Source organism: Lactiplantibacillus brownii (genome assembly GCF_031085375.1).
Taxonomy (GTDB): Bacteria; Bacillota; Bacilli; order Lactobacillales; family Lactobacillaceae; genus Lactiplantibacillus; species Lactiplantibacillus brownii.
On sequence record NZ_JAVCWF010000001.1, the window covers coordinates 470,699 to 496,409 of the forward strand.

Annotated in this window: 20 protein-coding genes; 15 read left to right on the plus strand and 5 right to left on the minus strand. The window is 44.7% G+C overall.

Annotation, left to right across the window (positions count from 1 at the left end; genetic code table 11):
• Positions 1 to 65 precede the first annotated feature (65 nt).
• The 6 genes from RA086_RS01860 to glmU all read left to right on the plus strand — a co-directional run bounded on the left by RA086_RS01860 (position 66) and on the right by glmU (position 6,483).
• Positions 66 to 1,010: an alpha/beta hydrolase gene (locus RA086_RS01860; protein WP_407659080.1), complete on the plus strand. Its 945-nt coding sequence runs from the start codon at positions 66 to 68 to the stop codon at positions 1,008 to 1,010.
• A 20-nt stretch (positions 1,011 to 1,030) separates the two neighbouring features.
• Positions 1,031 to 1,879 (plus strand): glycosyltransferase family 8 protein, encoded by an 849-nt coding sequence (locus tag RA086_RS01865; RefSeq protein ID WP_308702233.1) that lies wholly within the window; start codon positions 1,031 to 1,033, stop codon positions 1,877 to 1,879.
• 125 nt (positions 1,880 to 2,004) lie between these two features.
• Positions 2,005 to 2,697 carry a metal ABC transporter ATP-binding protein gene (locus tag RA086_RS01870; protein WP_308702234.1) on the plus strand — a complete coding sequence of 231 codons (693 nt, stop codon included), beginning with the start codon at positions 2,005 to 2,007 and terminating at the stop codon, positions 2,695 to 2,697.
• Entirely contained in the window at positions 2,690 to 3,487 is a 798-nt protein-coding gene (locus RA086_RS01875; RefSeq protein ID WP_308702235.1) for a metal ABC transporter permease, read from the plus strand. The genes RA086_RS01870 and RA086_RS01875 overlap by 8 nt, the downstream gene beginning before the upstream one ends.
• Positions 3,488 to 4,194: 707 nt before the next feature.
• Positions 4,195 to 5,031: a pur operon repressor gene (purR, locus tag RA086_RS01880; protein WP_308702236.1), complete on the plus strand. Its 837-nt coding sequence runs from the start codon at positions 4,195 to 4,197 to the stop codon at positions 5,029 to 5,031.
• Positions 5,032 to 5,100: 69 nt separating this feature from the next.
• On the plus strand, positions 5,101 to 6,483 hold the full coding sequence (glmU, locus tag RA086_RS01885; RefSeq protein ID WP_308702237.1) for a bifunctional UDP-N-acetylglucosamine diphosphorylase/glucosamine-1-phosphate N-acetyltransferase GlmU: 1,383 nt from the start codon (positions 5,101 to 5,103) through the stop codon (positions 6,481 to 6,483).
• 55 nt (positions 6,484 to 6,538) lie between these two features.
• Here glmU and RA086_RS01890 read toward each other — a convergent pair whose 3' ends face one another.
• Entirely contained in the window at positions 6,539 to 7,492 is a 954-nt protein-coding gene (locus RA086_RS01890) for a LysR family transcriptional regulator (RefSeq protein WP_308702238.1), read from the minus strand.
• Positions 7,493 to 7,700: 208 nt separating this feature from the next.
• Here RA086_RS01890 and RA086_RS01895 point away from each other — a divergent pair, with 208 nt between their 5' ends.
• Complete coding sequence (locus RA086_RS01895; protein WP_308702239.1) at positions 7,701 to 8,321, plus strand: NADPH-dependent FMN reductase; 621 nt, start codon at positions 7,701 to 7,703, stop codon at positions 8,319 to 8,321.
• On the plus strand, positions 8,321 to 10,765 hold the full coding sequence (locus tag RA086_RS01900) for a flavocytochrome c (protein WP_308702240.1): 2,445 nt from the start codon (positions 8,321 to 8,323) through the stop codon (positions 10,763 to 10,765). Before RA086_RS01895 ends, RA086_RS01900 begins: the two co-directional genes overlap by 1 nt.
• A gap of 72 nt (positions 10,766 to 10,837) precedes the next feature.
• Here the strand turns inward: RA086_RS01900 and RA086_RS01905 are convergent, their stop codons facing one another.
• Positions 10,838 to 11,467 carry a LysM peptidoglycan-binding domain-containing protein gene (locus RA086_RS01905; RefSeq protein WP_308702241.1) on the minus strand — a complete coding sequence of 210 codons (630 nt, stop codon included), beginning with the start codon at positions 11,465 to 11,467 and terminating at the stop codon, positions 10,838 to 10,840.
• 834 nt (positions 11,468 to 12,301) lie between these two features.
• Between RA086_RS01905 and RA086_RS01910 the strand changes: the two genes are divergently transcribed.
• The 4 genes from RA086_RS01910 to RA086_RS01925 all read left to right on the plus strand — a co-directional run bounded on the left by RA086_RS01910 (position 12,302) and on the right by RA086_RS01925 (position 19,369).
• On the plus strand, positions 12,302 to 13,282 hold the full coding sequence (locus tag RA086_RS01910) for a ribose-phosphate diphosphokinase (protein WP_137625518.1): 981 nt from the start codon (positions 12,302 to 12,304) through the stop codon (positions 13,280 to 13,282).
• A gap of 556 nt (positions 13,283 to 13,838) precedes the next feature.
• Positions 13,839 to 17,066: a CapA family protein gene (locus tag RA086_RS01915; RefSeq protein WP_308702242.1), complete on the plus strand. Its 3,228-nt coding sequence runs from the start codon at positions 13,839 to 13,841 to the stop codon at positions 17,064 to 17,066.
• A 211-nt stretch (positions 17,067 to 17,277) separates the two neighbouring features.
• Positions 17,278 to 18,300 carry a YdcF family protein gene (locus RA086_RS01920; RefSeq protein ID WP_308702243.1) on the plus strand — a complete coding sequence of 341 codons (1,023 nt, stop codon included), beginning with the start codon at positions 17,278 to 17,280 and terminating at the stop codon, positions 18,298 to 18,300.
• Positions 18,301 to 18,382: 82 nt separating this feature from the next.
• Positions 18,383 to 19,369, plus strand: coding sequence for a hypothetical protein (locus tag RA086_RS01925; protein ID WP_308702244.1), 987 nt, complete (start codon positions 18,383 to 18,385; stop codon positions 19,367 to 19,369).
• A 140-nt stretch (positions 19,370 to 19,509) separates the two neighbouring features.
• Here RA086_RS01925 and yidA read toward each other — a convergent pair whose 3' ends face one another.
• From yidA to RA086_RS01940, 3 genes are read right to left on the minus strand one after another with little or no spacing between them, the layout of a single operon-like run.
• A complete protein-coding gene (yidA, locus tag RA086_RS01930; protein WP_308702245.1) occupies positions 19,510 to 20,319 on the minus strand; it encodes a sugar-phosphatase in 810 nt (269 codons plus the stop codon).
• A gap of 21 nt (positions 20,320 to 20,340) precedes the next feature.
• Positions 20,341 to 21,687 (minus strand): HD domain-containing protein, encoded by a 1,347-nt coding sequence (locus RA086_RS01935; RefSeq protein ID WP_308702246.1) that lies wholly within the window; start codon positions 21,685 to 21,687, stop codon positions 20,341 to 20,343.
• Between the two features lie 18 nt (positions 21,688 to 21,705).
• On the minus strand, positions 21,706 to 22,518 hold the full coding sequence (locus tag RA086_RS01940; protein ID WP_308702247.1) for a lipoate--protein ligase family protein: 813 nt from the start codon (positions 22,516 to 22,518) through the stop codon (positions 21,706 to 21,708).
• A 251-nt stretch (positions 22,519 to 22,769) separates the two neighbouring features.
• Here RA086_RS01940 and RA086_RS01945 point away from each other — a divergent pair, with 251 nt between their 5' ends.
• The 3 genes from RA086_RS01945 to RA086_RS01955 all read left to right on the plus strand — a co-directional run bounded on the left by RA086_RS01945 (position 22,770) and on the right by RA086_RS01955 (position 25,657).
• The gene (locus RA086_RS01945; protein WP_308702248.1) at positions 22,770 to 23,210 is read left to right on the plus strand and encodes a DUF1934 domain-containing protein; all 441 of its coding nucleotides are present in this window, start codon (positions 22,770 to 22,772) and stop codon (positions 23,208 to 23,210) included.
• 44 nt (positions 23,211 to 23,254) lie between these two features.
• Complete coding sequence (rpoE, locus tag RA086_RS01950; RefSeq protein WP_308702249.1) at positions 23,255 to 23,872, plus strand: DNA-directed RNA polymerase subunit delta; 618 nt, start codon at positions 23,255 to 23,257, stop codon at positions 23,870 to 23,872.
• Between the two features lie 174 nt (positions 23,873 to 24,046).
• Positions 24,047 to 25,657: a CTP synthase gene (locus RA086_RS01955; protein WP_308702250.1), complete on the plus strand. Its 1,611-nt coding sequence runs from the start codon at positions 24,047 to 24,049 to the stop codon at positions 25,655 to 25,657.
• The last annotated feature ends 54 nt before the right edge of the window (positions 25,658 to 25,711 follow it).

The following is a 25,711-nucleotide window of genomic DNA, read 5'->3' on the forward strand; positions in this document are numbered from 1 at the left end:
AATGGTAAATTATGCACAAGTAAGCGATTTTATGGTTAAATTAAAAGAGAAATGAGGTGGTTATGATGAAATCGACAACTAAAATGGGCTTGAAACTAGCTGGGGTCGTTGGTGCAACGACCTATGCTGGTTCGTTACTTGGCGGTATGGTGGCGTATAATTTTGCGATGCATGTGAGTGATGAGCAGAAGCAGCGGGGTCAAGCGCTATCCCGTTCTGAAAACACGGAAATCGAGAATTTTTGGTACAGCAAACAGCCCAAGCAACAATGGCTCGTGCAAGCGTTTGATGGCCTTAATTTGGTGGCGACGTATATTCCTAACCCCCATGCAATGGGGCGCTTGGCTATTTTGGCACACGGTTTGGGCCATTCGCGTGAGCAAATGATCCCGTATGCACGGATTTTTATGAGCCTTGGTTATGATGTTTTAATGCCGGATGCGCGAGCTTTTGGCGATAGTGAAGGCCACACGATTGGCTATGGCTGGTTGGATCGGCTAGATTATGAACGGTGGATCAGCATGGCGTTGGACGAGTTAGGGCCAGATTTAGCAATCGTCTTAATGGGAATTTCAATGGGTGCAGCTACTGTGATGGCGACGAGTGGTGAGCCACTACCGAATAATGTCAAAGCGATTGTGGAAGATAGCGGTTATGCTGACTTGTACGATGAAGCTAAGTTTCGCTTAACGCATAAATATCACTTGCCAGCCTATCCAATAATGCCGATGGCGAACCAAATTGCGCGCAGTAGCGCTGGTTATGCGTTTACGGATGGTCATATCTTAAAACAAGTCGCAGCCAGTGGCTTACCGATTCTGATGATCCACGGGTCAAAGGATCAGACGGTTCCAGTTCGCAATGCGCATCAATTATATGAAGCTTTACCACAACAAAAGGGTTTATATATTGATCCAGAGGCGGCGCATGTTCAAGCGATTCGGACTCATCCGGATCGGTATCAAGCAGTAATCAATGAATTTTTAACTGAACAAGCGGGGCTAAACTAAGTTAACTGAGGTGTCAGAAGATGGCTGATGAAATTAACGTGCTAGTAACTTTGAATGCGGGGTATTTACTGCCACTGAAAGTGATGCTCTGGTCGTTACGGACCAACAATCCAACGGAGAAGTTTAATATTTGGCTGGTACACGCCAGTATGACGCCAGCACAGGTCGCTGAGGTCCAACAATTGACGACTCAATTCGGGTGGCAGTTGCATAATGAGCAAGTGACGACAGCATTTAAGGACCAAACGCCATTGATTGAGCGCTACCCTCAAGAAATGTATTTTCGATTATTATGTGGTCAGATTTTGCCAACCACGGTTAAACGCGTGATTTATTTGGACCCGGATATTTTGGTGATCAATGCGATTCGGCCATTGTGGGAATTGGATCTACAGGGGAAAATGTTAGCGGCTGCGGCCCATCGTGGTGTGACAAAGCTAGTCGATAATGTGAACCAGCTACGTTTGGGCACGACGACCAGTTACTTCAATTCCGGCGTGTTAGTGATCGATGTTGCCCAAGCGCGGGACAAAATCAAGCTGGCGGATATTACCGCTGCAATCGAAACCTACAGTGCCACACTGATTTTACCGGATCAAGATATTCTGAACTTCCTGTATGGAAATGACATTTTAGAAATCCCAGAAGAAATTTGGAATTATGATACTCGGAAATACTTGGTTTATCAGACGAGAACGTTGACAGAACATGATATTCACTGGGTTATGGCCCAGACGGTCATCTTACATTACTGTGGCACACCCAAACCTTGGGATGCCAAGAGTGATGGTAAGTTTACTGGTTTATTTTTAAATTATCAACAACAATTAAACCGCTTGGTGGCAACGCTTGCACCGGTGGCAGAGTAAGCTCGACCACGCGTGCTGACTTTGGCACGCCTTTTTGTTGTCCTATTGACAAAATTCACATTTCCGGTAAACTAAAATAGTAATCATTACTATTTACTTTATTTAAGAGAGATGGGGGCAGACATATGACGGAACCCTTAATTGCCGTTCAACACTTAGGGATTACTTTTCCCAATAATCAGGTTTTCAAGGATTTGAGTTTTAATATTGAACAAGGTGACTTTTTAACAGTCATTGGCGAAAATGGGGTTGGGAAAACCACCCTGATTCGGGCTTTGCTGGGGTTAGTTAAACCATCTGCTGGTCGAATTAGCTATTTTCCTAGCAAAAAGGCCATTAAAATTGGCTATGTCCCACAATTTAGAAATTTAGATCAAGAATATCCTTTGACCGTGGAAGATTTTGTCGGTTTAAACATTCGGGGCTGGTTGCCATGGCTGACTAAGGCGGAACATCGCCAAGTCCAAACGGCGATGGCGGTCACAAACATTAAAAAGATCAAGCAACGGCCATTGGGAATGGCTTCCGGTGGCGAAAAGCAACGCGCCTATTTGGCCCAAGCCATTGTCCAACAACCACAGTTATTGATTTTGGATGAATCCACCGCTAGTTTAGATAATGAAATGAAGTACGAATTACTAGATCTCGTACAGAATCTTAATCAAACCAGCAATATTACGGTCTTTTTCGTCACGCATGACTTACCTTTAGCTAAGCAGTACGCGAAACATTTTCTAGCGTTACGACCTGGTCAGCAGCAGTTTGGCGACATGGCGGGCATGTCGGTCGATCAGCTGAAGGGGGTTAGCAATGTTTAGTTTAGCCTTTATGCAAAATGCGTATTTAGCCGGAACCTTCATTGCCATTATTTGTGGGACAATTGGGGTTTTCGTGATTGCGCGGAATCTGTCATTCTTGACACACACGTTGTCTGAAATTGGCTTTGCCGGGGCCGCCTTTGGGATCTTTATGGGTTGGACCGCTTTAACGGGGATGCTGATTTTTACCGTTGTTAGTTCCGTGATCGTGGGGCAGATGAGTGTTAAACAGTCCCGACGTGAGGCGTCAATTTCGGCGATTTCAGCGTTATTTATTGGGTTAGGAATTCTGTTCCTCTCACTATCCAATCAAACGTCGAGTTATGCAACGAGTATTCTATTTGGGAGTGTCATTGGGATTGCGCATGCGGATGTGATTCGGGTCGCGGTGTTATCCGGCATTGTGTTATTAGCGATGCTTGGCTTATATCGGCCTTTAAAATTTGATTCGTTTGACGCGATTGGTGCCAAAGTTAGTGGCTTATGGACGACTGGTATTTCAGTGATCTTCTTAGTCCTAGTTGCGATGAGTGTCAGTGTCGCGGCACAAATCGTGGGGTCATTATTAATTTTCATCCTGCTAACTTTACCGGCGGCGGCTGCACGATATTTCGTGCATACCGTCAGCAAAATGATTGGTTTGTCGATTGGATTTGCCTTAGTTGGGGTTTGGCTTGGCCTGTATCTCAGCTATGTCACCAATTTACCAGTCAGTTTCTTCATTGCGTCTATCGAGTGTCTATTCTATATCGCAGCCTTAGGGTATCAACGGCTACGCGTCGGTAGTTAAATTGTGTCGGATTTGTGTTGATTTGTGTTGCCACTTCGGTTGGACTGGCTTGACGCTGGAACGTGGTGGCGCGTTTGTGAGCCATAGGACGGTCTCACAAGCCGTGCTTTTTCTAAGCCGGAAAGTCACCAACTAAGAAAAATTTCACCACTGAGCATCAGGCCAGTCCAACCTGCGTTAAATAGTGGCAATGTTTATGATTGATTTTAAGCCAAGGAACCGGGTCTTGAGGTTTCTGAATGCTACTGCTCATATCTGAACATTTAAGGTGTGGGGGCAATTAGATTGATTTTAGAACACGTTAGCTGGTCTCAATAATAACGTTCAAAATTAGCTTTGTATCAAAAAAGGATTACAGTTTAACGTCGGGCGGTCTGTCATTGGCTCACAAATGTGGCCACCACGTTCCAGCCGGTGACGGACCAACCAGAGTGGCAAACTTAACTCATTTATTTTTCAATCCGCTAGATTTCAAACTATTTAAATATTAATGAATTTTACCTGCTTAGCACTAATCAAATTCGATTAGTGCTTTTATTGTTCTCAAATTCCGGTATAAGTTCCGCATAAATTCATGATTTTCTCAAAATGATTAAGAAATTCCGATTGTTTCGTAAAAATATGCTAAAAGACTACCTAATTCCCGAACGTTTGTGTTATCATTTTGCATGGACTTTAAAAAAGATGATTTAGGTTGAGGTGGAAACATGAAAGTACGTAGAAGCGAACGTTTAATCGATATGACGCGTTATTTATTAGAAAGACCCCATACGTTAGTTTCACTAACGTTTTTTGCAAAGCGCTATGAATCGGCGAAATCTTCCATTAGTGAAGACTTGACGATTTTGAAGCGCACCTTCCAAATGCGTGGCACTGGGATTTTGGAAACGATTCCGGGAGCTGCCGGGGGTGCTCGTTTTATTCCTTATATTTTAAAGGAAGAAGCACAAACCTTTATTGATGCCATGACGGCAAAAGTAGCCGATAAGAGTCGCGTGTTACCTGGGGGCTACGTCTATCTTTCAGATATTCTAGGCCAACCAGAAATCTTGCGCCAAGTGGGTCGGGTGATTGCCACGCAATACTTGAACCAAAAGATTGACGCGGTGATGACGGTCGCAACGAAAGGAATTCCGATTGCGCAAAGTGTTGCCACTTACTTGAATGTGCCGTTTGTCATTGTTCGGAATGATTCAAAAATTACTGAAGGCTCAACAGTTAGTGTTAATTATGTGTCAGGGTCATCTGAACGCATTAAGAAGATGGAACTTTCTAAACGTAGCTTGACTGAAGGCGCCAATGTTTTAATCGTGGACGACTTCATGAAGGGTGGCGGAACTATCAATGGGATGAAGACACTGATTGAAGAATTTGATGCGAACTTGATTGGGATCACCGTGTTTGCGGAAGCCGCCTTTACTGGTAACCGGTTAATTGATGACTATACATCATTGTTGCGGGTTACGAATGTCAACGATAGTGAAAAAGCCATTAAGGTGGTGCCTGGAAACTATCTTGAAACGGTTTTTGGTGCCGAAGTTTAATAGGACCATGTTAACTATACCAATTTTTTGGTATAGTTAAGTTATCTGAAGACTAAGGAGAAATTTTTAATGACAACCAAAAATGCAATCATCATGGCCGCCGGTAAAGGGACCCGGATGAAATCCAAGTTAGTCAAAGTACTGCATCAAGTTTGTGGCAAATCCATGGTCGACCACGTGTTGACCCAGGTTGAAGCAACCAAGATGGATAACATCGTGACCATTGTGGGCCATGGCGCTAAAGACGTTGAAGCGGCGTTAGGTGACCGGACGCAATATGCGGTCCAAACGGAACAATTAGGAACGGGACACGCCATTTTACAGGCGGAACCACTTCTCAAGAATGAAGCCGGCATGACGCTAATCGTCAGTGGCGACACGCCATTATTCCGCGCTGAAACGTTCCAAGAACTATTTGAATACCATCAAGCTAAAAAAGCAGCCGGAACGGTTTTAACGTCCGAAGCACCAGACCCACAAGGCTATGGCCGGGTGGTTCGTAATCATTTGGGCATCGTTGAAAAAATTGTGGAACAAAAAGACGCGACTAAAGAAGAACAAGAAATCCATGAAATCAACACAGGGGTTTATTGTTTCGATAACCAAAAGTTGTTTGCGGCCTTACATCAGGTCACTAACGATAACGCGCAAGGCGAGTATTATTTGACTGATGTGATTCAGATCATGAAGGATCAAGGCGATATCGTGGCGGCCTATCGGATGTCAGATTTTGACGAATCCATGGGAGTTAACACGCGTTCAGCCTTAGCCCAAGCAACGAAAGTCATGCAAAAACGGATCAATGAAGCGCACATGGCAGATGGCGTTTCAATCGTTGACCCAGCAGCAACTTACATTGATGCTGGCGTCAAAATTGGTGCGGATACCGTGATTGAACCAGGTGTTTTGATCAAAGGTAAGACAACAATCGGTGAAGATTGCTTCATTGGCGCCCATTCTGAAATTCATGACATGACGATTGAAGATCGGGTCACGGTCACGGCTTCCTTCTTGGAAGATTCAATTATGCATGCGGATAGCAATATTGGACCATACAGTCATTTGCGGCCACAAGCTGAGATTGGCGAACACGTTCACTTAGGCAACTTTGTGGAAGTGAAGAAAGCCCAGATTGGCGCGCGGACTAAGGTGGGACATTTAACTTATGTTGGTGATGCCACTTTAGGCAAAGATATCAATGTCGGCTGTGGTGTTGTTTTCGTCAACTATGACGGGGTTAATAAGCACCATACCAATGTTGGTGATTCGGCCTTTGTTGGCAGTAATTCTAATATTATTGCGCCAGTTGAAGTGGCGGATCATTCCTTTATCGCGGCCGGTTCAACCATTACCGATGATATTAAGTTCCATGAAATGGGCATTGCGAGAGCTCGGCAGACCAACAAACCGGACTTTTGGAAACGTGTCCCACATGAACCTGAAAATATGTAATTTAAGTCATTAAAAAAATATTGAGTCTGGCAAAAATGCCAGGCTCTTTTTTAGGCTATTCAGGTGATAACGAAGCGATTTCAGCTAAGCTGGCTTCCAAACTGGTCAAGAAAATGGTGACCAAGTCTTGTTCGTTTTGGCCTAGGGTCTGATTACTTGGGAAAGCGATGAAATAGTTCAAAGACAATAAGCTCGCTGGTAGGGGATAAAGATTATAATTTTCTGGATCAGGACGAACGGTGACACTATCGGGGAGAAAAGTAATCCCCAGTCCTTTTTCAGCTAATTTGGCAATGGTGAAGGTGTTCGTGCTTTCAATCACAATCTGCGGGGCAACGTGATATTTTTGTAATAAATAGTCGACTTGTCGCCGAATCGACGACCCACGTGGTGACAAAATCAAAGGTTCATGCAGTAAGTCCGCTATCGCTACCGTCCCCGGATTAATGTAGGCCTGTTGGGGATGATAGTATTTAGAAGTTTTAGGAATTACTGCATAATAGCCATCTTTGCCACGGTCGTGAATGGTTAGTCCAGGAGCGACCGTCTCAGGATTCTGGCCGACTAAGAAATCTAGGTCGCCATGCAAAAGCCGTTGCTCGTTGCGGGTTGAAATGTCTTCGGTTAACTTGATCTTTACCTCTGGGTGGACTTGTAGATAAGTCGGTAAAAATAAAGGCAGTAAGTAATAACCTAGACTTGAAAGAATTCCAAGGCGAATCGTCTGTTGTGCCGGGGTGGTAAATTGACTGATTTGTTGATGAAATCGGTCTTTTTGACTTTCTAAAGTCGTTAAGTATTGATAGTATAATCGCCCGGCTGGCGTGAGTTTTAAAGGGGCGGCTTCGCGATCAATAATTGTGACACCTAGCTCGTGTTCAACACTTTTGATGGTTTGGGTTAAGTAGGGTTGTGAAATATACAAGTCTTTCGCCGCTCGCGTAAAATTACCGTGCTTTAATAAAACATCCAGAAATTGCAACATGTTAGTTGAATCAGTTTTAGGCAATCAAATTCCTCCCAACCGTGATAGCCATTTGGTTATGACGTGATAGTTAAATAAATATTTCACAAGCAAATGCTTTACGCCTAAACTAAGGCTATTAACTGGTCTCGTACAACGTTTAAAGGTTGTGCGAGTTACCCCAGAATGAAACGGATAAAATCACTTATATTTTAGCATAATATGAGTGGCCCATTGAGAGGATGTTTTATAAATGAAATTAGTCGGAATTGTTGGCACGAATGCTACGGCATCAACCAATCGTCAATTGTTACAATATATGCGCCAACGCTATGCTTCTAAGGCCACGATTGAAGTTGCTGAAATCGCGGGCTTACCGGCATTCAATGAACCAGAAGACCGTACTGCACCGGCGTCGATTCAAGCACTATCTGATCAGATCAAGGCTGCGGATGGAGTGATCTTTGCCACACCAGAATATGATCATTCCATTCCGGCGGTACTCAAAAGTGCTATCGAGTGGTTATCATACACAACACGGCCTTTGATTAGTAAGCCCGTCCTGATTGTGGGGGCTTCGAATGGTGCGTTAGGCACCTCGCGTGCACAAGCCCATTTGCGTCAGATCTTAGAGGCACCAGAATTAAAAGCCTTAGTCATGCCGAACGTGGACTACTTGTTGGGTCATTCACTACAAGCTTTTGATAAAGCCGGTCAGCTGAAAGATGCTGAAAAAGTGGCCGAGCTAGACAGTGATTTCACCGCATTTTTGGCCTTTGTGGCGTTGACGGCGAAAATAACGCCAGAAAATAAGTTTGTCGAGAAAAATCAACAATTTTCTTGGAGCCAAGTGACTGATGGGAGGGATTTCTAATGAAGTTTATCGGAATCGTGGGTACGAATGCTAAAAAGTCCTATAATCGGACCCTATTAAAATTTATGCAACAACATTTTGCGGCGAAAGCTGAGATTGAAATCCTGGAACTGACGGATGTTCCCATGTTTGATGAATCTATTGACCAGTCACAAAGTCCAGTAATTCAAAATTTTGTCACGAAAATCACGGCGGCGGATGGCGTCATCATTGCGACACCGGAACATAATCATTCAATTCCGTCAGCGCTAAAAAGTCTCATCGAATGGTTATCGTTCAAATTACATCCGTTAGATGGTAAACCGGTGATGATCGTGGGCGCGTCATACAGCGTTCAAGGGTCGTCGCGAGCACAATTACATTTACGCCAAGTCTTGGATGCACCAGGGGTCAATGCGAGCGTCATGCCAGGGTCAGAGTTCCTACTTGGCCGTGCCCAAACGGCCTTTGACGCTACCGGTCAGTTAAAGTCAGCCGGGACGATTGATTTCTTAGAGAGTTGTTTTGCAAAATTCATGAAGTTTGCTGACCTAGTGGCTGCCATGGCCGCACCGACAGCGGTTAGCTATCAACCAGGGACTTACGATGTGACCGCGACCGGCCATAACGGTGATCTACCCATGGCCGTAACTTTATCAGCTGATCGGATCGAGTCGATCAAAATTGATACCAAGAGTGAAACAAAAGGGATTGCGGATGTGGCTTTCAAACGTATCCCACAAGCCATTATTGATGGGCAGACTTTGGCCGTCGACGCGATTTCCGGAGCTTCCATCACGAGTCATGGTGTCATTGATGGGGTCGCACAAGCAGTCAAACAAGCCGGCGCTAATCCCGATGATTTGAAGAAGCGGGCGCAACCGCAAACGAAGCCACAACAGAATGTGATAGATATTACGACGGATGTGGTGGTTGTTGGTGCGGGTGGTGCCGGGTTAACGGCCGCCGCCAGAGTGTTACAAGCGGGTCGTAATGTGTTAGTACTCGAAAAGTTCCCCGCAGTCGGTGGCAATACGGTACGCGCCGGAGGCCCCATGAACGCTGCGGACCCTGATTGGCAGCATCAATTTGACGCAATTCCCGGTGAAAAACACACTTTAAAAGAAATTGCGGCGATTGACGAGACCACGATTGACCCTGAATATTTAGCTGATTTTCGAGCATTAAAGACGCAAATTAAGGGTTATTTAACCGAAAATGCGGATCAACGCGGGTATTTATTTGATTCAACCTTGTTGCACCGAATCCAAACTTATTTAGGTGGGAAACGTACTGACCTCAACGGGACGAAAATCTACGGTCAATATGACTTGGTCAAAGAATTGACGGATCATGCTTTGGATTCCGTAAAATGGCTAGAAAAAATTGGGGTCAGGTTTGATCAATCACAAGTGACGATGCCAGTTGGGGCGATTTGGCGCCGTGGTCATAAACCAATGGGTGACCTTGGCTTTGCTTATATTCAAGCACTACAACCGTATGTGACGACCCACGGCGGCCGGATCATGACTGAAACGGCTGTCAAATCGTTGACGACTACCAATGGCAAAGTCGATGGCTTGATTGCGGATGGTCCTAAACATGAAAAAATCATCGTGCATGCCAAGGCAGTGATCTTAGCCGCCGGTGGTTTTGCCGCCAATACTAAGATGCTGCAACAATACAATACCTATTGGACGGCGATTGATGACGATATTAAGACGACGAACTCGCCAGCTATGACTGGTGATGGGATTCGGTTGGGAACGAGCGTTGGCGCGGACTTAGTTGGCATGGGCTTTTCACAAATGATGCCAGTTTCAGATCCTGAGACGGGCGAACTGTTTAGTGGCCTCCAAGTGCCACCGCAGAATTATGTGATGGTCAATCAAGCTGGTAAACGTTTTGTCAATGAATACGGTAGTCGAGATGAGTTAACCCAAGCGGCGATTGATAACGGCAACTTGTTCTATCTGATTGCGGATGATGCCATTAAAGCAACGGCTTACAATACGACTCAGGCCAAAATTGATCAACAAGTTGCTGCCGGAACCTTGTTCAGAGCGCCTAGTTTGTCAGCCTTAGCTAAACAGCTCAACATGGACCCAGCCGTATTGATCAAAACGGTGACTGATTATAATTCGTATGTGGATGCTGGTGAAGATCCAGAATTTCATAAAAATGCCTTTGATCTCAAAGTTGCAGTGGCACCGTTCTACGCCACGCCAAGAAAACCGGCGACCCATCATACCATGGGTGGCTTAAAGATTGATACTGGTGCACACGTGTTGAATAAACAAGGCGCCATCATTGACGGCTTGTATGCAGCTGGCGAAGTGGCTGGCGGCATTCATGCGGGTAATCGGCTTGGTGGTAACTCCTTGGCTGATATCTTTACCTTTGGCCGAATTGCTGCGACAACGGCCATGCAAGATGAACTGACGGTCACATCTTTAGTAAATTAAAAAGTTAGACACTAAAAAGCACATTGCCAAAATCGGCAATGTGCTTTATGTTGATCAATTAGACTGTGTGGTTTAGAGTGCCCAAGCTTGCATGCCTTGAACCCGGTAAAGGTTAACAGCCGCATTGACTTGTTCTTCAACGGAACCACCATTAATGTGCATGTTTTGGAATAAACCATAGGCCCCACTGCTACTGTTACGTACAGATGGTTGCCAGTTAGATTCACGCGTGATGATGTGATTCCAAGTTGCCGCTGAAACGCCGGTCCGTGCTGACATTTGGCCTAAAACATAGCTTTGTAAGTTACTACCAGTATAGCTTGAGCCAGCTGTCGTTGGTGCTGATTGAGTAGCTTGGCTAGTAGCTGGTTGCGCCGCTGGTGTTGAAGCTGCCGCTTGACTAGTGGTCGTTTGTGTTTGTGCCACTGGTGTTGAAGTCGTTGCTGCTGGGGTGCTCGTTGACGTGGTGTCATTGGCCCCAGGAATAGCTAATTGTTGTCCTGGTAAGATCAAATGGCCTTGGATATGGTTGGCTGATTCGATTGTGTTAATGCTGCTATGATATTGTTGTGCGATTGCCCAAACGCAATCGCCTGCTTTAACCGTATAAGTTGAGTCGGCGTTAGCAGTTACTGCACCGGCTAATAATAATCCCATGGTTGCGGCTGAAGTCGTAATAATGGTACTCATGAATTTTTTCAAAATAGTCACTCCTATAAGTGTGTAAACCGATTAGTGTCAAACGCAAGTCTAAAGTAATTTTTGCCTTCTTAATCAACGCCTTAGAGTCTAACGGATGACTATTACAGGAAAGTAACAGGTGTTTTAAAAATAGGCCGGGATTGTGTTGGGTTTGTTAAAAAACTGAAATATCCGTAACACTGCGCTTGTCAGGTTAGTTTATTAATAGTTGTACTGAACGGCATGGTCAAGCGGTTCCAATTGGTCTTAACCAATTCAAGGCTATGTTACGAAAATCGTGATTTGGGGATATTTTAAGCTGACATGTAATAATGATGAATTTTCGGTTCTCGTAACGGCTGATTTTGAAAGATGTTCTAGATGAATCGCTTAATAGCAGGCGCTAAACGCAAAATATGGTCGTCAGGCGTCCCATCTATTGAAGAAAGTTAGCAAGTTGACTTAACGTAAACGTGTAAGGATGATGAGGACTGTAATTATTTGAAAAGCCACTAACCATCAGGACTTCTGGTTGATAGGTATCAAAACGTCGTTAAGATATTCAGCACATGACCAAAATTTCGAAACGATGCTCATGAGAAAATAGGGCCACATAAGTTTGTCTTTTTATGAGGATCGTTCTTTAGGCAGCGCTACCATGATAAAGCCCGTCAGACCGATAGTTCCCGGAAATCGACCTCACGAAACTTTAATATTATAGTAATATGTCCGTCGAAAACCCGAAATGCCCGCCTCCAGCCCAGTCTAACGCAATTTATAACCGTCAAGGGGGCTTGCTTTTCACCCTCAAAATGCATATTATTTATATGTAATAAATTTCGAATGGAGGAAATTATGTCAGAACAGTATTTTGATCCAAAGTTAAAGATTTTTGCTTTGAATTCAAATAAACCATTGGCAGAAAAGATTGCTGAAGCCGTTGGTGTTAAATTAGGTAAGACATCAGTTGATCGCTTTAGCGATGGCGAAATTCGCATTAACATTGAGGAAAGTATTCGTGGTGATCAAGTTTATATCATCCAATCAACTTCCGCCCCAGTTAATGATAACCTAATGGAATTGTTGATTATGATTGATGCGTTACGGCGAGCCAGTGCTAAGACAATCAACGTGGTCATCCCTTACTACGGGTATGCCCGGCAAGACCGTAAAGCTCGTTCACGGGAACCAATTACCGCTAAGTTAGTTGCTAACATGCTTGAAACAGCCGGTGCAACGCGGATTTTAGCGCTTGACTTGCATGCTGCTCAAATTCAAGGTTTCTTCGACATCCCATTGGATCATTTAATGGGTGCGCCACTGTTAGCTGACTACTTCTTAACCCATCATTTGGCTGAAAATGCCGTTGTTGTGTCACCAGATCATGGTGGTGTGACGCGGGCACGTAAATTGGCTGAATTCTTAAAAGCACCTATTGCCATCATCGACAAGCGGCGGCCACGGGCCAATGTTGCCGAAGTGATGAACATTATTGGTGATGTAAAAGGTAAACGGGCCATCATGATCGATGATATGATTGATACGGCCGGTACGATTACCTTAGGTGCGCAAGCATTGATGGATGCAGGTGCCACGGATGTTTATGCTAGTTGTACGCATCCTGTACTTTCTGGTCCTGCCATCGAACGGATCGAAAAGTCACCAATCAAGCAATTGATTGTGACAGACTCAATCGAATTACCAGCAGAAAAGCAAATCGATAAGATCGTGCAAGTTTCTGTTGGCCAATTAATGGGTCAAGCCATTAAGTTCATTCATGAAAATAAACCAGTTAGTCCATTATTCAAGAATCGTTTCCATAACGAAGAAAACTAGACTAGCCTTATTGAAACGCCAAGTGGGTCTTTTGCCTGCTTGGCGTTTTTTTGTCTTGGTAAATACATCTAATTATCAAATGTATTCGAGTGACGTACCCGATTGGATTGGTGTAAAAAGGTCTCAAGTAGCACGCGTTAGAATGGTTAGCTTACTAAAATAGTCAGCGGCACGGTGACCGCGTATTAGGATAGCCACCATCATATTTAATTAAAATAAGATATTAAGTATCTATTTCCGCTGACCAGCACGTTAAATAGCGATTTAACAAGGGAACATTGATAAATCAAGTATCAACGAAAAATCAATTGATATTAAGGCTTACTGATTAGCGCAGGACGGGCTGGATGATGCTCAGTGGTGAAATTTTCCTTTGCTGGTGGTCTTCCAGCTTAGGAAAAGCCCGGCTTGTGAGACCGTCCTTTGGCTCACAAACGTGGCCACCACGTTCCAGCGTCAATCCAGACCAACCGGAGCGAGAAATTAAGCGCGGATACTTATAAATATGATACGGCACGCTAGGCTGTTAGAACGTTTTACAATCCAAGGGGGAGTAATGTTGAATACATTATCAGAAGTACAAACCACAACACACTTACTAAGTATGCGGGAAGTGGCAGAAATTGTGGGTGGTCGTTGGTTGATCACGCCGGCTGATGATCGTGATCTGGTCAAACATTTTGCGCTTTATTCAGGCGAATTGCTTAAGGAATCAGAAGCCAACTGCATGATTGCGATGGACACCAAAACTTGGCAACGCGGTACGGGAAACCGGGGCATCTATGCCAATATTTTTTCTGATTCCCATAATAGAATCGCCCGCTTCCGCCGTCTAATGAAAATGGCTATTGTGCAACGGTTGATTCCGGGTCTCGAAGTGCCGCAATTACTAGTGAAGGATTCTTATCAAGCCATTGTCAAATTAGCGCAGTATGCTGGAGCAAAACATTTCAGCAAAAATATTGGGATTACAGGTACGGTGGGTAAAACCACCACTAAGGATTTGTTGGCTGGCATGTTGGCCGTTAAACATTCAACGGCCAAAACGCCGTTCAGTCATAATTCACGAACATCAACAAAAATTACGTTAATCAACAGCTTAGCTGCGAAGTACGATGTCTTTGAAATGGCGATGGCAGCACTTTGGTATGGGCCCAATAAAGTGGGGGTTGCGCAAGAAGTTCCCATGGACTTAGCGATGTTAACCCAAGTGGGTGTCGGTCAACGTGGTTATGATGAACGCCAAACTGCAGATTTCAAGACACGAATTGCGTACGGTCTTGGTGAAGGCAAACCATTTTTAGTCAATGCTGAAATTAGTAACATTGATGAAGTGATTACGCTGGCACATCGTTATACGCAGACGATCGTGACGTACGGTCGTCATAAGACTGCGGATTTTTATGGCGAGGTTCAAGATGATCATTTGAAAGTTTACTATCAGGATCAGTGCTTGGCGGAAGTGATGGTGCCTAACTTCGATCAAGGCTTGATTACCAATATTATTGGCGCGATTGCGGCTTATCGGTTACTAACGGGAACTTTTGATCTCAAAACAGCTGATTTGATGGCGATTTGTCAACGTGAAGCGATTCGCAATATTCGCGAGTTTACAGTCAACGCGCATCAAGTTGCGGTTATTGATGAGACTCATAGTGCGGAACTACTTTCGATGACTAATTTTATTAATTATGCGAATTCCTATCAAACCGCCCCAGGAACGAAGAAGATTTTTATTGCCGGTCGAATCGTTAATTTGGCGGACAAATCACTCGCGATGCATCGAAAGTTGGCGATGCAACTCAATCAGAGTCAGTTAGATAAGATTTATACTTATGGGCCCGAAATTAGTCAGGTAGCTGATCAGTTCAATCGCGAAAAGTTCGGCGGCCATTTTGAGAGTTTAACAGCATTGGTCAAAGCGGTTGCCGCAGAATTCAATCAGGATACCGTGGTCTTCATCAAAGGCTCACATCGTAATTCTGAGATCGGGCAGGCTGGTTGGCAACTAGTTCGTAACAGCGCCTATTATGCAACGGGAGCGGATCGGCTGGCAATTTCAACACTAGCACCCAATGCAGTAGCTTATACGCGTAATGGTGTTGGCCGTATGTTAGTTATCTTGGCATGTTTGCAACGCCTGACAACTGGCAAGTTGCGGTTAACCGATCTGGTTGAGGTGACTCAAGACTTAGCTGGTGATGCCAGTCCAAATAAAATAGGTCTGCATCGTGGCGATCATTGGCAATTACAGACTCTCTTAGCGGTGGCAATCGTGGCACCAGCGCCAGATGTTATCATCAACTTGGCTGAGTTTGTCTTTGGTGGCAATCAAGCAGCTGTGACTGGGCTCAAACGTCAGGCTAAGGCAATGCAACTTTCTGAAAATGCCCTAATCAATCTCACCGGGCGACCAACGCGTCAGGGTCATCAGCGGACGTTCCTTAGTGATCTGATGAAGATTGGTACGGCGTTTACGCAATTGCCAAATGAATTTTTCAGCCTGCTACAGGCTCAACGGGCCGCACTTGATCCACGAGGAAGAGTCTATCAAAAACGGTCGCAATTACTGAAAACAGGTAAAGCCAGTGGGTCACTCTTTTTCGGCGTCCAAGAAACCAATGGCTTATTCTTCTATGAAAAAGGTGGTCAGCGGCAAATGATCGCCTTTATCAATGCCCCCAGTGTGAATTATATGGATGCCAAGATGGAGCAATTGATCGACGGCGGAATAACGGCCGCAACGACCGCAGCTCCGAATGAGTCAATAACATTGAAGACGCCAGTGATCAACGTGTTGAGTGATACGTATTTTGGTGAGATGTATACGCGGGCACGACGGCATCAAAAAGTGGATGATGCGTTACAAAAGCACGGTTATCATTATTCGTTTGAAAAGCTAGGGCGATTCTTCAAACCTGACGATTATAATATTTTTAATTTTGAAGGCGTCTTTTCGGATGACGGGCAAAGTTCGTTAAAGGGGATTAAGCCATTTGTTTTAGATGCGGATGCCGAGCAAACGATTCCTGAATTAAAAATGCGGCATTTGAATTTAGCCATGATGGCCAATAACCATGCCAAGGATTGTGACGCACCAGCCTTGGAAAAGAGCCTCCAGCAATTTCAAACGGCAGGATTCAAAACCGTTGGCGCTGGTCTGAATCAGTTGACGAGTCGTCAGATCATGACTTTTGACTATGATGGGCAAAAGATTGCCCTCTTCAACGGCTACTGGTACCGGAATCCAGCGTACAATTTATTTAATTTTTATGCGAAGTATCAAGAACCCGGTGTCAACTGCCTAGATACTTGGGTGTGGGAAGATGTCCGCGCTTATAAGCAGGCTCATCCGGACACCAAGATCATTGTTAGTGCTCATTGGGGCGCCGATTTTCAGCCAATCTTGGATCCGCAACGGCGAACGGCACAACGACTGGTGGAAGCGGGCGCTGATTTGATTATCGGTCATGGGCCACACATCTTACAACCGATTGAATATGTTGGCAAAGTTCCGGTAATTTATAGTATTGGCAACGGGGTCTTTAATAATAATGGCGAATTTGTGAAACGTCACTGCTTAGCTTACGGGGCAACGGTTCGCTTGAATTTGGCACAGCGTAAATTGTACCTATGCCCGTTTTATGCCAATAATCGAGAAACATTCTGGCAACCAGCATTTGTCAAACCGGCTGATTTTGATGAAGCCCGACATGAGTTTGGGGACCAGTATGCCACCACCACGATTGATGACGATATTTCGGCAGTCGTAATTCCATTTTAAGATTTGCTCCAAAGTACCGATTAGACTGAATTAAGTCTTAGTCTAATCGGTACTTTTTTTACGTTCTATCGGTCAGATAAGTCGGGCTGACCGAGTGTGAAACAGTTTAGTTTGTGCCATTAGGCAAGGTAAAATTGGTCTAGAGCAGGACTTCTGAAATATGAGTGACTTTTAGGTATAATCAAGTTGTTGAGTAAAGAAGGTGGGTTGTGTGAATTGGTTTTATTGGGGTAGTTTAGCATTGGCCATTGCCATAACGTTGCAATGGACCGATCGACGTCGCTGGTTGACGGGGCACTTTTTCCTCCTAGCCGGAATTAGTTTCGCGTTAGCGGCTTATCGCAAGGTGAGTGACCAAGCAAGTCCACTTTGGCAGTTTATGATTGTCGGCTTAAAAGTTGCGGCATATGGTTTAATGCCATTGATCGTACTAGTCGTGGCGATTAGTTTTATTCGTTATAGCTATCGGTTGATTCGTAAAGAAGGCTGGCAGTTACACTACAGTTTGTTGGCCATTGTTGGGATGCTAATGGTCGGCATGTTAGGACTTTCGGTCTTAAATGGCGTTTATTGGCATATCACTTGGCTATGGCAACTGTTAGGATTAGCAATTTTATTGACCGCTTATTTTGCCTTTAGCTTTCTAGCCTATTTAGTCGCCTGTGTGACGACGCGGTGGGGACGACATATCCCAGTTACGGATATTATTGTCTTAGGTGCCGGCTTAATGCCGGATGGTCGTCCCACTCGAACGTTGAGTTATCGTTTGAAGACGGCCGCAAAACTTTATCGAAAACAACGTGCAAAAGATCATCATGAAGTTACGATAGTGGTGTCCGGTGGTCAAGGAGCCGATGAAGTGATGCCCGAAAGTACAGCGATGCGCCAATATTTAGTTGATTTAGGAATTCCACGAGACGTTATCCAAGAAGAGAATCAGTCCACTTCGACGGTGGAAAATCTCAAATTTTCGCATGCCCTGATCGTTAAGCGCCAACCGTTGTATCGTGCGGCGATGGTCACAAGTGATTACCACGTTTTACGGGCGAATATTTTTGCGCGTCAATTAGGATTGCCGATCTATGGTACTGGGTCTCGGACACCTTGGTATTATTTGCCGTTTGCCATGTTTCGGGAATATTTGGCATTGATCTTGCGCTTCCGGTGGTCAAACTTAGGACTAGTACTTGCGTTGAGCTTGTATTACCTCGCAGCGTTAGTTAAGATAATTTAATAAACTGACACCGTTCGATGAATTTAATCGTTCACGAGTAGTTAATGTTATAATGAATGCAGTTTAAAAGGAGGGATTTGCCGTGAAGCAGGCACAACGGTTACCTTTAGGGCTGATAGTGATCATGCTGATGAGCGTGATGGCTTTATCAGGTTGTGCGAAATTCACTGGCGGGTCTGTTGATAGCAACTCCGCTTCGACGACCACCAGTAGTACTGCGACGGTTTTGACTAAAGCCGATCAACAAATTTCGCATTCAAAGATTGCTGCCGCTCGGGAGACCTTAGCGGCAGTCAAAAACCCGAATGCTAGTGTCCAAAATTTAGCAACGGGTTTGAAACATTATCAAGAAGCAGCTGAAGCATTAAATAATAATCAGCTTAGCTTGGCAAAGCCGTATTTTAATACGCTTGAAAATTATCAAGGGACGACGGATGCTAGTTTCGTCAAAGCCCGTTCGACCTTGCAACATCAATATCAACAAGTCAAGTTAGCCAATAGTTATTATAATACGGCGCGTGATGATTTAAGTGTCCATGAATTGTCCGCAGCTAAAACCAGTATTGATAAGTTAGATCAAATTGATCCGGTTCATCCAGTCATCAAGCAACTTCAAAAGAAGACTTTGGCGATGAAACAAGCAATCATGAACTATGAAGCGTCACAGTCCACGAGTTCTGGTAGCGACAGCTCGACGGTGGTTGCCTCAGCAACGAGTAGTCATGATGAAGTTGCGGTGACAAGTTCAACGAGCACCAGTAGTCATTCAACTAGCAGTGAGAGTAGTGCGAGTGGTACCGAGACGAGTTCGGCGACGAGTTCAACTAGCAGTAGTCATGCGATGACTACCCAAGATGTGCTGGATGCTTTTCAAACTGCAGCTGGCGGTCATTTTACTAAAACGGACCAGTTTAATATCATTAAACAGACGAAAGATTATTATCAAATTGATGTTTTACATGATAGTGATCCGGCTGAAACAGATACCAATTTGACGGATGTTTACCGGTATTATCCGAACAGTGGTAAAGTGACGAAGCAAAATACCGTTAATGGTGAATTTAAATAAGGATTAGGACACAATCGCGGTTTGGCGGTTGTGTTTTTTTGGCCAGTAAACTATCAGTGCGAAAAAGCCAACCAATTTTGAGGGTTATTCTCAAAATTGGTTGGCTTTTATTGTGGCAACGTTATGGCTGCTTAGATCGACTAAGCGAGTGCCCAAGTCTTAATGGCGTGTGCAACGCCGTCTTCAACATTGGTTTTGGTTTCGTATTTTGCCGCTGTTTTAACGTCGTTGATGGCATTACCCATGGCGACACTATTAGTGGCGTAGTTGATCATACTGAGGTCGTTGCCTTGATCACCAATTGCCATCACTTCATCGGGGGTTAAGTTTAAGCGTTCTGCTAAAACTTTTAACGTCCGTCCCTTGCTGGCAGCTTTGTTCATTAATTCCAAGAAAAATGGTTCTGATTGCACAATGTAGTACCGGTCATGGAATTCGGCGGGGACTTTGTCAATTGCTGGCCCCAAAATACTAGGGGTGTCAATAAACATACATTTAACGATTGGTAAATCGGCCCGCATTTGATTAGGACTCCGATAACGAATTGGCATGCGGACAAGATTGCTTTCGCCAACAGTATAAGGGCTGATATCGGCATTTGCGGTATAAATGTGATCTTCGCTTTCAACGTGGCAATGGACGCCAAGCTTGCGACTTAGCGCTTCAATGTCGATGTAATCGTTGTGCGTGAGCGTTAGGCTAGTGATGACCCGCCCTTCGACGGTTTGCGCCATGGCGCCGTTAAAGGTAATCACGTATTCATCATCACCGGTGAGGCCGAGTTCTTTGATGAACGGCGTCACGCCGCTGAGTGGTCGGCCGGTACACAGGACAACTTTGATGCCTTGCGCTTGTGCGGCGTGTACCGCTGCAATCGTTGCCGGGTTGAGTTCACTGTGTTCGTTGAGTAGGGTGCCATCCATGTCGATGGCAATGAGCTTGATTGACATTAAAATTCCTCCAAATAAAAATTAAACAATTAACCGATCATTTTGAATGTGCTTTTGAAAAGCTTCGTAAATTGGGTCAAAGAGATCCACTTCGGCATTGCGACTGAGCATCTCTTTTGGGAAGAAGAAACGTTGGTCGCCAGAGACTTTGCCGGTAATCGCCCGAACGAGGTCACTGACAGTAGATAATTCCACCAGGGAGCCATCTTCTTGCATCAGTTCGATCTGTGTCCGGGGTTTTTTCATCTTCGGATCATAGGCATCGTAGGGTAAATCATAACTATCGTTGATTGCCGTGTAGTAGTGGCTGTTGAAGCCAGCCCGTTCAATCAGTTGTTGCAGATCAGGCACGAGGTCCTTTGTTTGGTCATCAATGCGGGCTGATTTAAGCGGTCGCCGGTCCAAAAAGCGAGTAGCGAGATCAGCTAAAATCTTATCCTTACTATCACGCCAATGATTAAAGTAAGTGTTCAAGACACCATCATCTAAGCGTAAGTAGTCTTGTAACGTGAAGTCGTTATTGAAAAATGGCAGCAACATGTGGGGCGTCGCTTCGGCGTCAACGTCATGACTTTGATACAGATCGTTGGCACGTTCCAATAAATGATCTAGGATAACTTCCATGGACCGAGAAACCGGATGGAAATAAACTTGCATGTACATTTGAAAACGGCTGACGATGTAGTCTTCAACGGCGTGCATGCCTTCCATGGCAAAGGTAATCCCTCCCTTGTAAGGCTTCATGACCCGTAAAATCCGGGTGAGATCAAAATTACCGTAGTTCGTCCCCGTAAAGTAAGAATCACGTAGTAAATAGTCCATCCGATCAGCGTCGATCTGGCTAGAGATCATCTGAACGACTTGTGGATTCGGATAAGTTTTCTGAATTACCGCGGCCACTTGGGTTGGAAACTCTGGTGAAACTTGGCGTAACACTTGGTTAACTTCGGTTTCAGGTGAAGTCAGAATCTTGACCGTCAAAGCCTCGTGATCCGTATGGAAAATATGTTCGAAAGTATGTGAATAAGGGCCGTGGCCAATATCGTGCAATAAGGCTGCACAGAGCGCAACGAGGCGTTCGTTATCGTCCCAGCCGCCGTCGCCAGGCGTTTTAGTGGGATAGTTACGTTCGAAATTATCACAGATACGCCGGGTCACTTCGTAAACACCGAGGCAATGACCAAAACGTGAATGTTCAGCGCCATGAAAGGTCAACGAGGTGGTGCCTAACTGTTTAATGCGCCGTAGTCGTTGAAATTCGGAAGTATTGATTAAATCCAAAATAATCTGGTGTTGAATATAGACGTAGTCATGAACCGGGTCGCGAAAGACCTTTTCCATGGGTAAAAGTTGATTACGATATGACAAATAAATTCCTCCGTTCAATCAGTGAGTTGTCAGGCGTGCCTGGCGTCGTTGCATTTGGCGATAAGCGGCAGCTAAGTGAGCTTGGAACTCAGGTTCTTCAATTAATTTAGGTAAGACTTGTTGGTCAAGGGTTCCGTGCTGAGTGAGCACGTGATTAAAGCGTGCAATTGCGGTGTCGACCGTTAACACCGCCCCTAACTGATCTGCCACAGTTGTCATGACAGCGGGATCAACTTTTGGAAAGCGGTCATCCGTTTGTCCGGCTAAACTGGTTTGATAAAAATGACGAATCAGTTGGCTGCGCTGATCTTGATTGCCGTTAATACTAATGTATAACATGATCACGAGGGCCGATTCTGTTCGACGTTGCGACATGCCAGCGATTTTTTGACCATTGAGGCTCAAATCATAATCGCCGGGGCAATAAGACTGGCTGATTTCGCCAGTCGTCAGATTCAAATTGGGCCAGACCGCTTGAACGTAGTCGGCCATCAATTGGTAAGCGGCGGTAATCGAATAGTCGCTGCGATGGGCAGGCAAGAATAGGGAAACGTTGAGTACGCCTAAATCGGCCACTACGGCGAGGCCGCCAGAATTTCGTAGTAGTGTTTGGTAACCAGCTTGCTTTAATTGGGCTAAACCGGCGTCCAGTTGTGGTAACTTCTGGTCTAGTAGGCCTAAAATTACGGTCTGTGGGAGTTGCCAATAGTGGACGATTGCTTGTTGGCGTTCACTCGTTAGCCATAGCAAAGCATTCATGTAGGCGAAACTGTCGAGCATCTCTTCGGGTTGATAATGTTGTGTTAAGGTTGCAATGGTTGTTTGCGTCAAATTTGGATCACCTCATCATCTATCGGTTTCATCAATTAATTATACCCGAAATCGCTAACCGTCACAGCTAAATTGCCGGGTTAGGTGGATTTTTAGGCATTTTTAGCGAGATGGCTTATAATTAATGACGAGATAACATAGGAACACTGGCGAAGACCGTTGACAGGTTGATATCCGCTGGACTGTCGAGTCGTTAAACGGTAATGGACCCATGACCTATGTAATGATGGACAAAGTAGGAGGACCAGATTATGGATGATTTAACAACGGGCGTACCAGTGGCCATTCATTTGGAAACGCAAGCGACTCAAGATGGTGATACCGCTAATTATGCGTTGGATGTCGATGGTCAACTCGTTCAAATGGGCGATGCTTTTTATTTACGTTACAAAGAAGTCAGTGATGCCACGACGGAACCGATTCCGGTGACCATTAAATTGGCTGCAAATGGCGATGTTGTTTTGACACGTAGCGCTGAGAATCGGTTGCGACTGCATTTTTCGAATGGCAAACGAATCCAAGCACGCTATCGGACGCCGATGGGGGTGCTACCTGTCGAAACAGTCACACCAATGTTACAGGTGCGTTTACGGGAACGCCCATTTTCCGGAGCAGTCAATATTGACTACGAATTATACGCTGGCGAACAGCTTATCGGTCAATACAAGCTACGATTGCAATTCACGGCTTAATTTGTTATTATGTACTGTAAACTGTGGAAAGGACGTGCACCAGTTTGGAACTAAAACAATTTGATGGACAGAAAAAGTCCGAATTATCTTTAATCGAGGTTGCGCATGCTATTTTGGCGCAACACGGCGATGCCATGGGCTTTGCCGACATTACCAACGCTGTACAGACTTATTTGGGTAAAAGCGACGAAGAAATTCGGGAGCGTTTATCACAATTTTATACCGATTTAAATATCGATGGTAGTTTCATTTCGCTCGGTGACAATATGTGGGGCCTGCGTGCATGGTACCCATTTGAATCCATTGACGAAGCTGTAATTCATACCGATGATGAAGAGGATGAAGATCGGCCTAAGCGTAAAAAGCGCAAGAAGGTTAACGCCTTCTTAGCTGACGCCGGCGATGATGATGATGTCATTGATTACGATGATGATGATCCTGAAGACGACGATAATTATGAAGATGACGACGACAATTCCGATGACGACGATGATGACGATTCAGAAAGCAGTAGTAAGTATGATGAATTATCCGGCGTTGATGACTCGGATGATGACGCCGCGGACGAAACTTTACCAGATGGCATCGAAGGTCAATTGTCTGAATTAAATGATGACGATGATGACGACTACGATGATGACGATAGCGACGATAACAAGTAATCAACGTTTGTGATTTAACTTGACGAATGCTGAATGGACTTGTATTATCTTTATTGGGCTCTCTGGTAGTAATACTAGAGACAAGCGAACGAAATCAAGCTCCCTATTCACTGAATAGGGAGTTTTCTTTATTTTATCTAATCCCCACGAAATAAATCTTTAAGGAGTTATCACATGACCAAATATATTTTTGTAACTGGTGGCGTTGTGTCGTCAATTGGTAAAGGCATTGTCGCAGCATCATTAGGGAGATTACTGAAAAACCGTGGCTTAAAGGTCACTATTCAGAAGTTTGATCCATATATCAACGTTGATCCTGGTACGATGAGTCCTTACCAACATGGTGAAGTGTTTGTCACCGATGATGGGACCGAAACTGATTTGGACCTGGGACATTATGAACGGTTCATCGACATTAATTTGAATAAATATTCAAACGTCACGACCGGTAAGATTTATTCTGAAGTTCTTCAAAAGGAACGACGGGGCGATTATTTAGGGGCCACGGTCCAAGTGATCCCACATATTACCAACGCAATTAAGGAAAAGATCATGCGGGCCGGAACGACCACTGACTCTGACATTGTGATCACTGAAATCGGTGGGACGGTCGGTGATATCGAATCCTTACCATTCATCGAAGCTTTGCGTCAAATGAAGAGTGACTTAGGTTCCGACAACGTTTTCTACATTCACACGACTTTAATTCCTTATTTAAAAGCCGCTGGCGAAATGAAGACTAAACCAACCCAACATTCTGTTAAGGAACTCCGGAGTTACGGGATTCAACCAAACATGTTGGTGGTACGGACTGAAAAGCCAATTACCCGGGAAATGCGGAACAAGATCGCGTCATTCTGTGACGTGGAACCCGAAGCAGTTATCGAATCCTTAGACGTTAAGACCATCTATTCGATTCCATTGAACGTGCAAAAACAAAATATGGATTCAATCGTCTTGAACCACTTTGGCATTGACGCGCCTAAGGCCGATATGAGCGACTGGGAAGAACTTGAACATCACGTGCAACACTTATCCCGGACCATCAAGATCGCTTTAGTTGGGAAGTATGTGGCGTTACAAGATGCTTACATTTCGGTGACCGAAGCTTTGAAGCATGCTGGTTATACGGATGATGCTGAAATTGAATTAAATAAGATCTCGGCTGAAGATGTGACACCAGATAATGTGCAAGATCTACTTGGCGATGCTGATGGGATCTTAGTTCCCGGTGGTTTTGGTGATCGGGGCATTGAAGGCAAGATTACCGCGATCAAGTATGCGCGTGAAAATGACGTGCCATTCTTAGGTATCTGTTTAGGGATGCAAATGGCGAGTGTTGAATTTGCTCGCGACGTGCTGAACTTGAAAGAAGCCAACTCCGCTGAAATCGACCCAGATACGCCAGATAACATCATTGATTTGATGGCGGATCAAGAAGATGTTGAAGATATGGGCGGGACGCAACGTTTAGGCGCTTATCCTTGCAAGTTGAAGCCCGGCACGGTTGCGGCTAAGGCTTATGGCAATGAAGAAGTGGTCATGGAACGACACCGTCATCGTTATGAATTCAACAACAAGTACCGTGAAGCGATGAAGGCCAAAGGGTTAGTATTCTCTGGAACTTCGCCAGACAACCGACTCGTTGAAATTATTGAATTACCAACTAAGCGCTTCTTTGTTGGTTGCCAATATCATCCTGAATTCTTGTCACGGCCTAACCGACCAGAAGGCTTGTTTAAAGCATTCATCGATGCGGCTAATGCGACTGGTAAAACAAAATAACGTTACAGTATGATTCGAAGAGCCTGGGATAATAATTCTCAGGTTCTTTTTTTT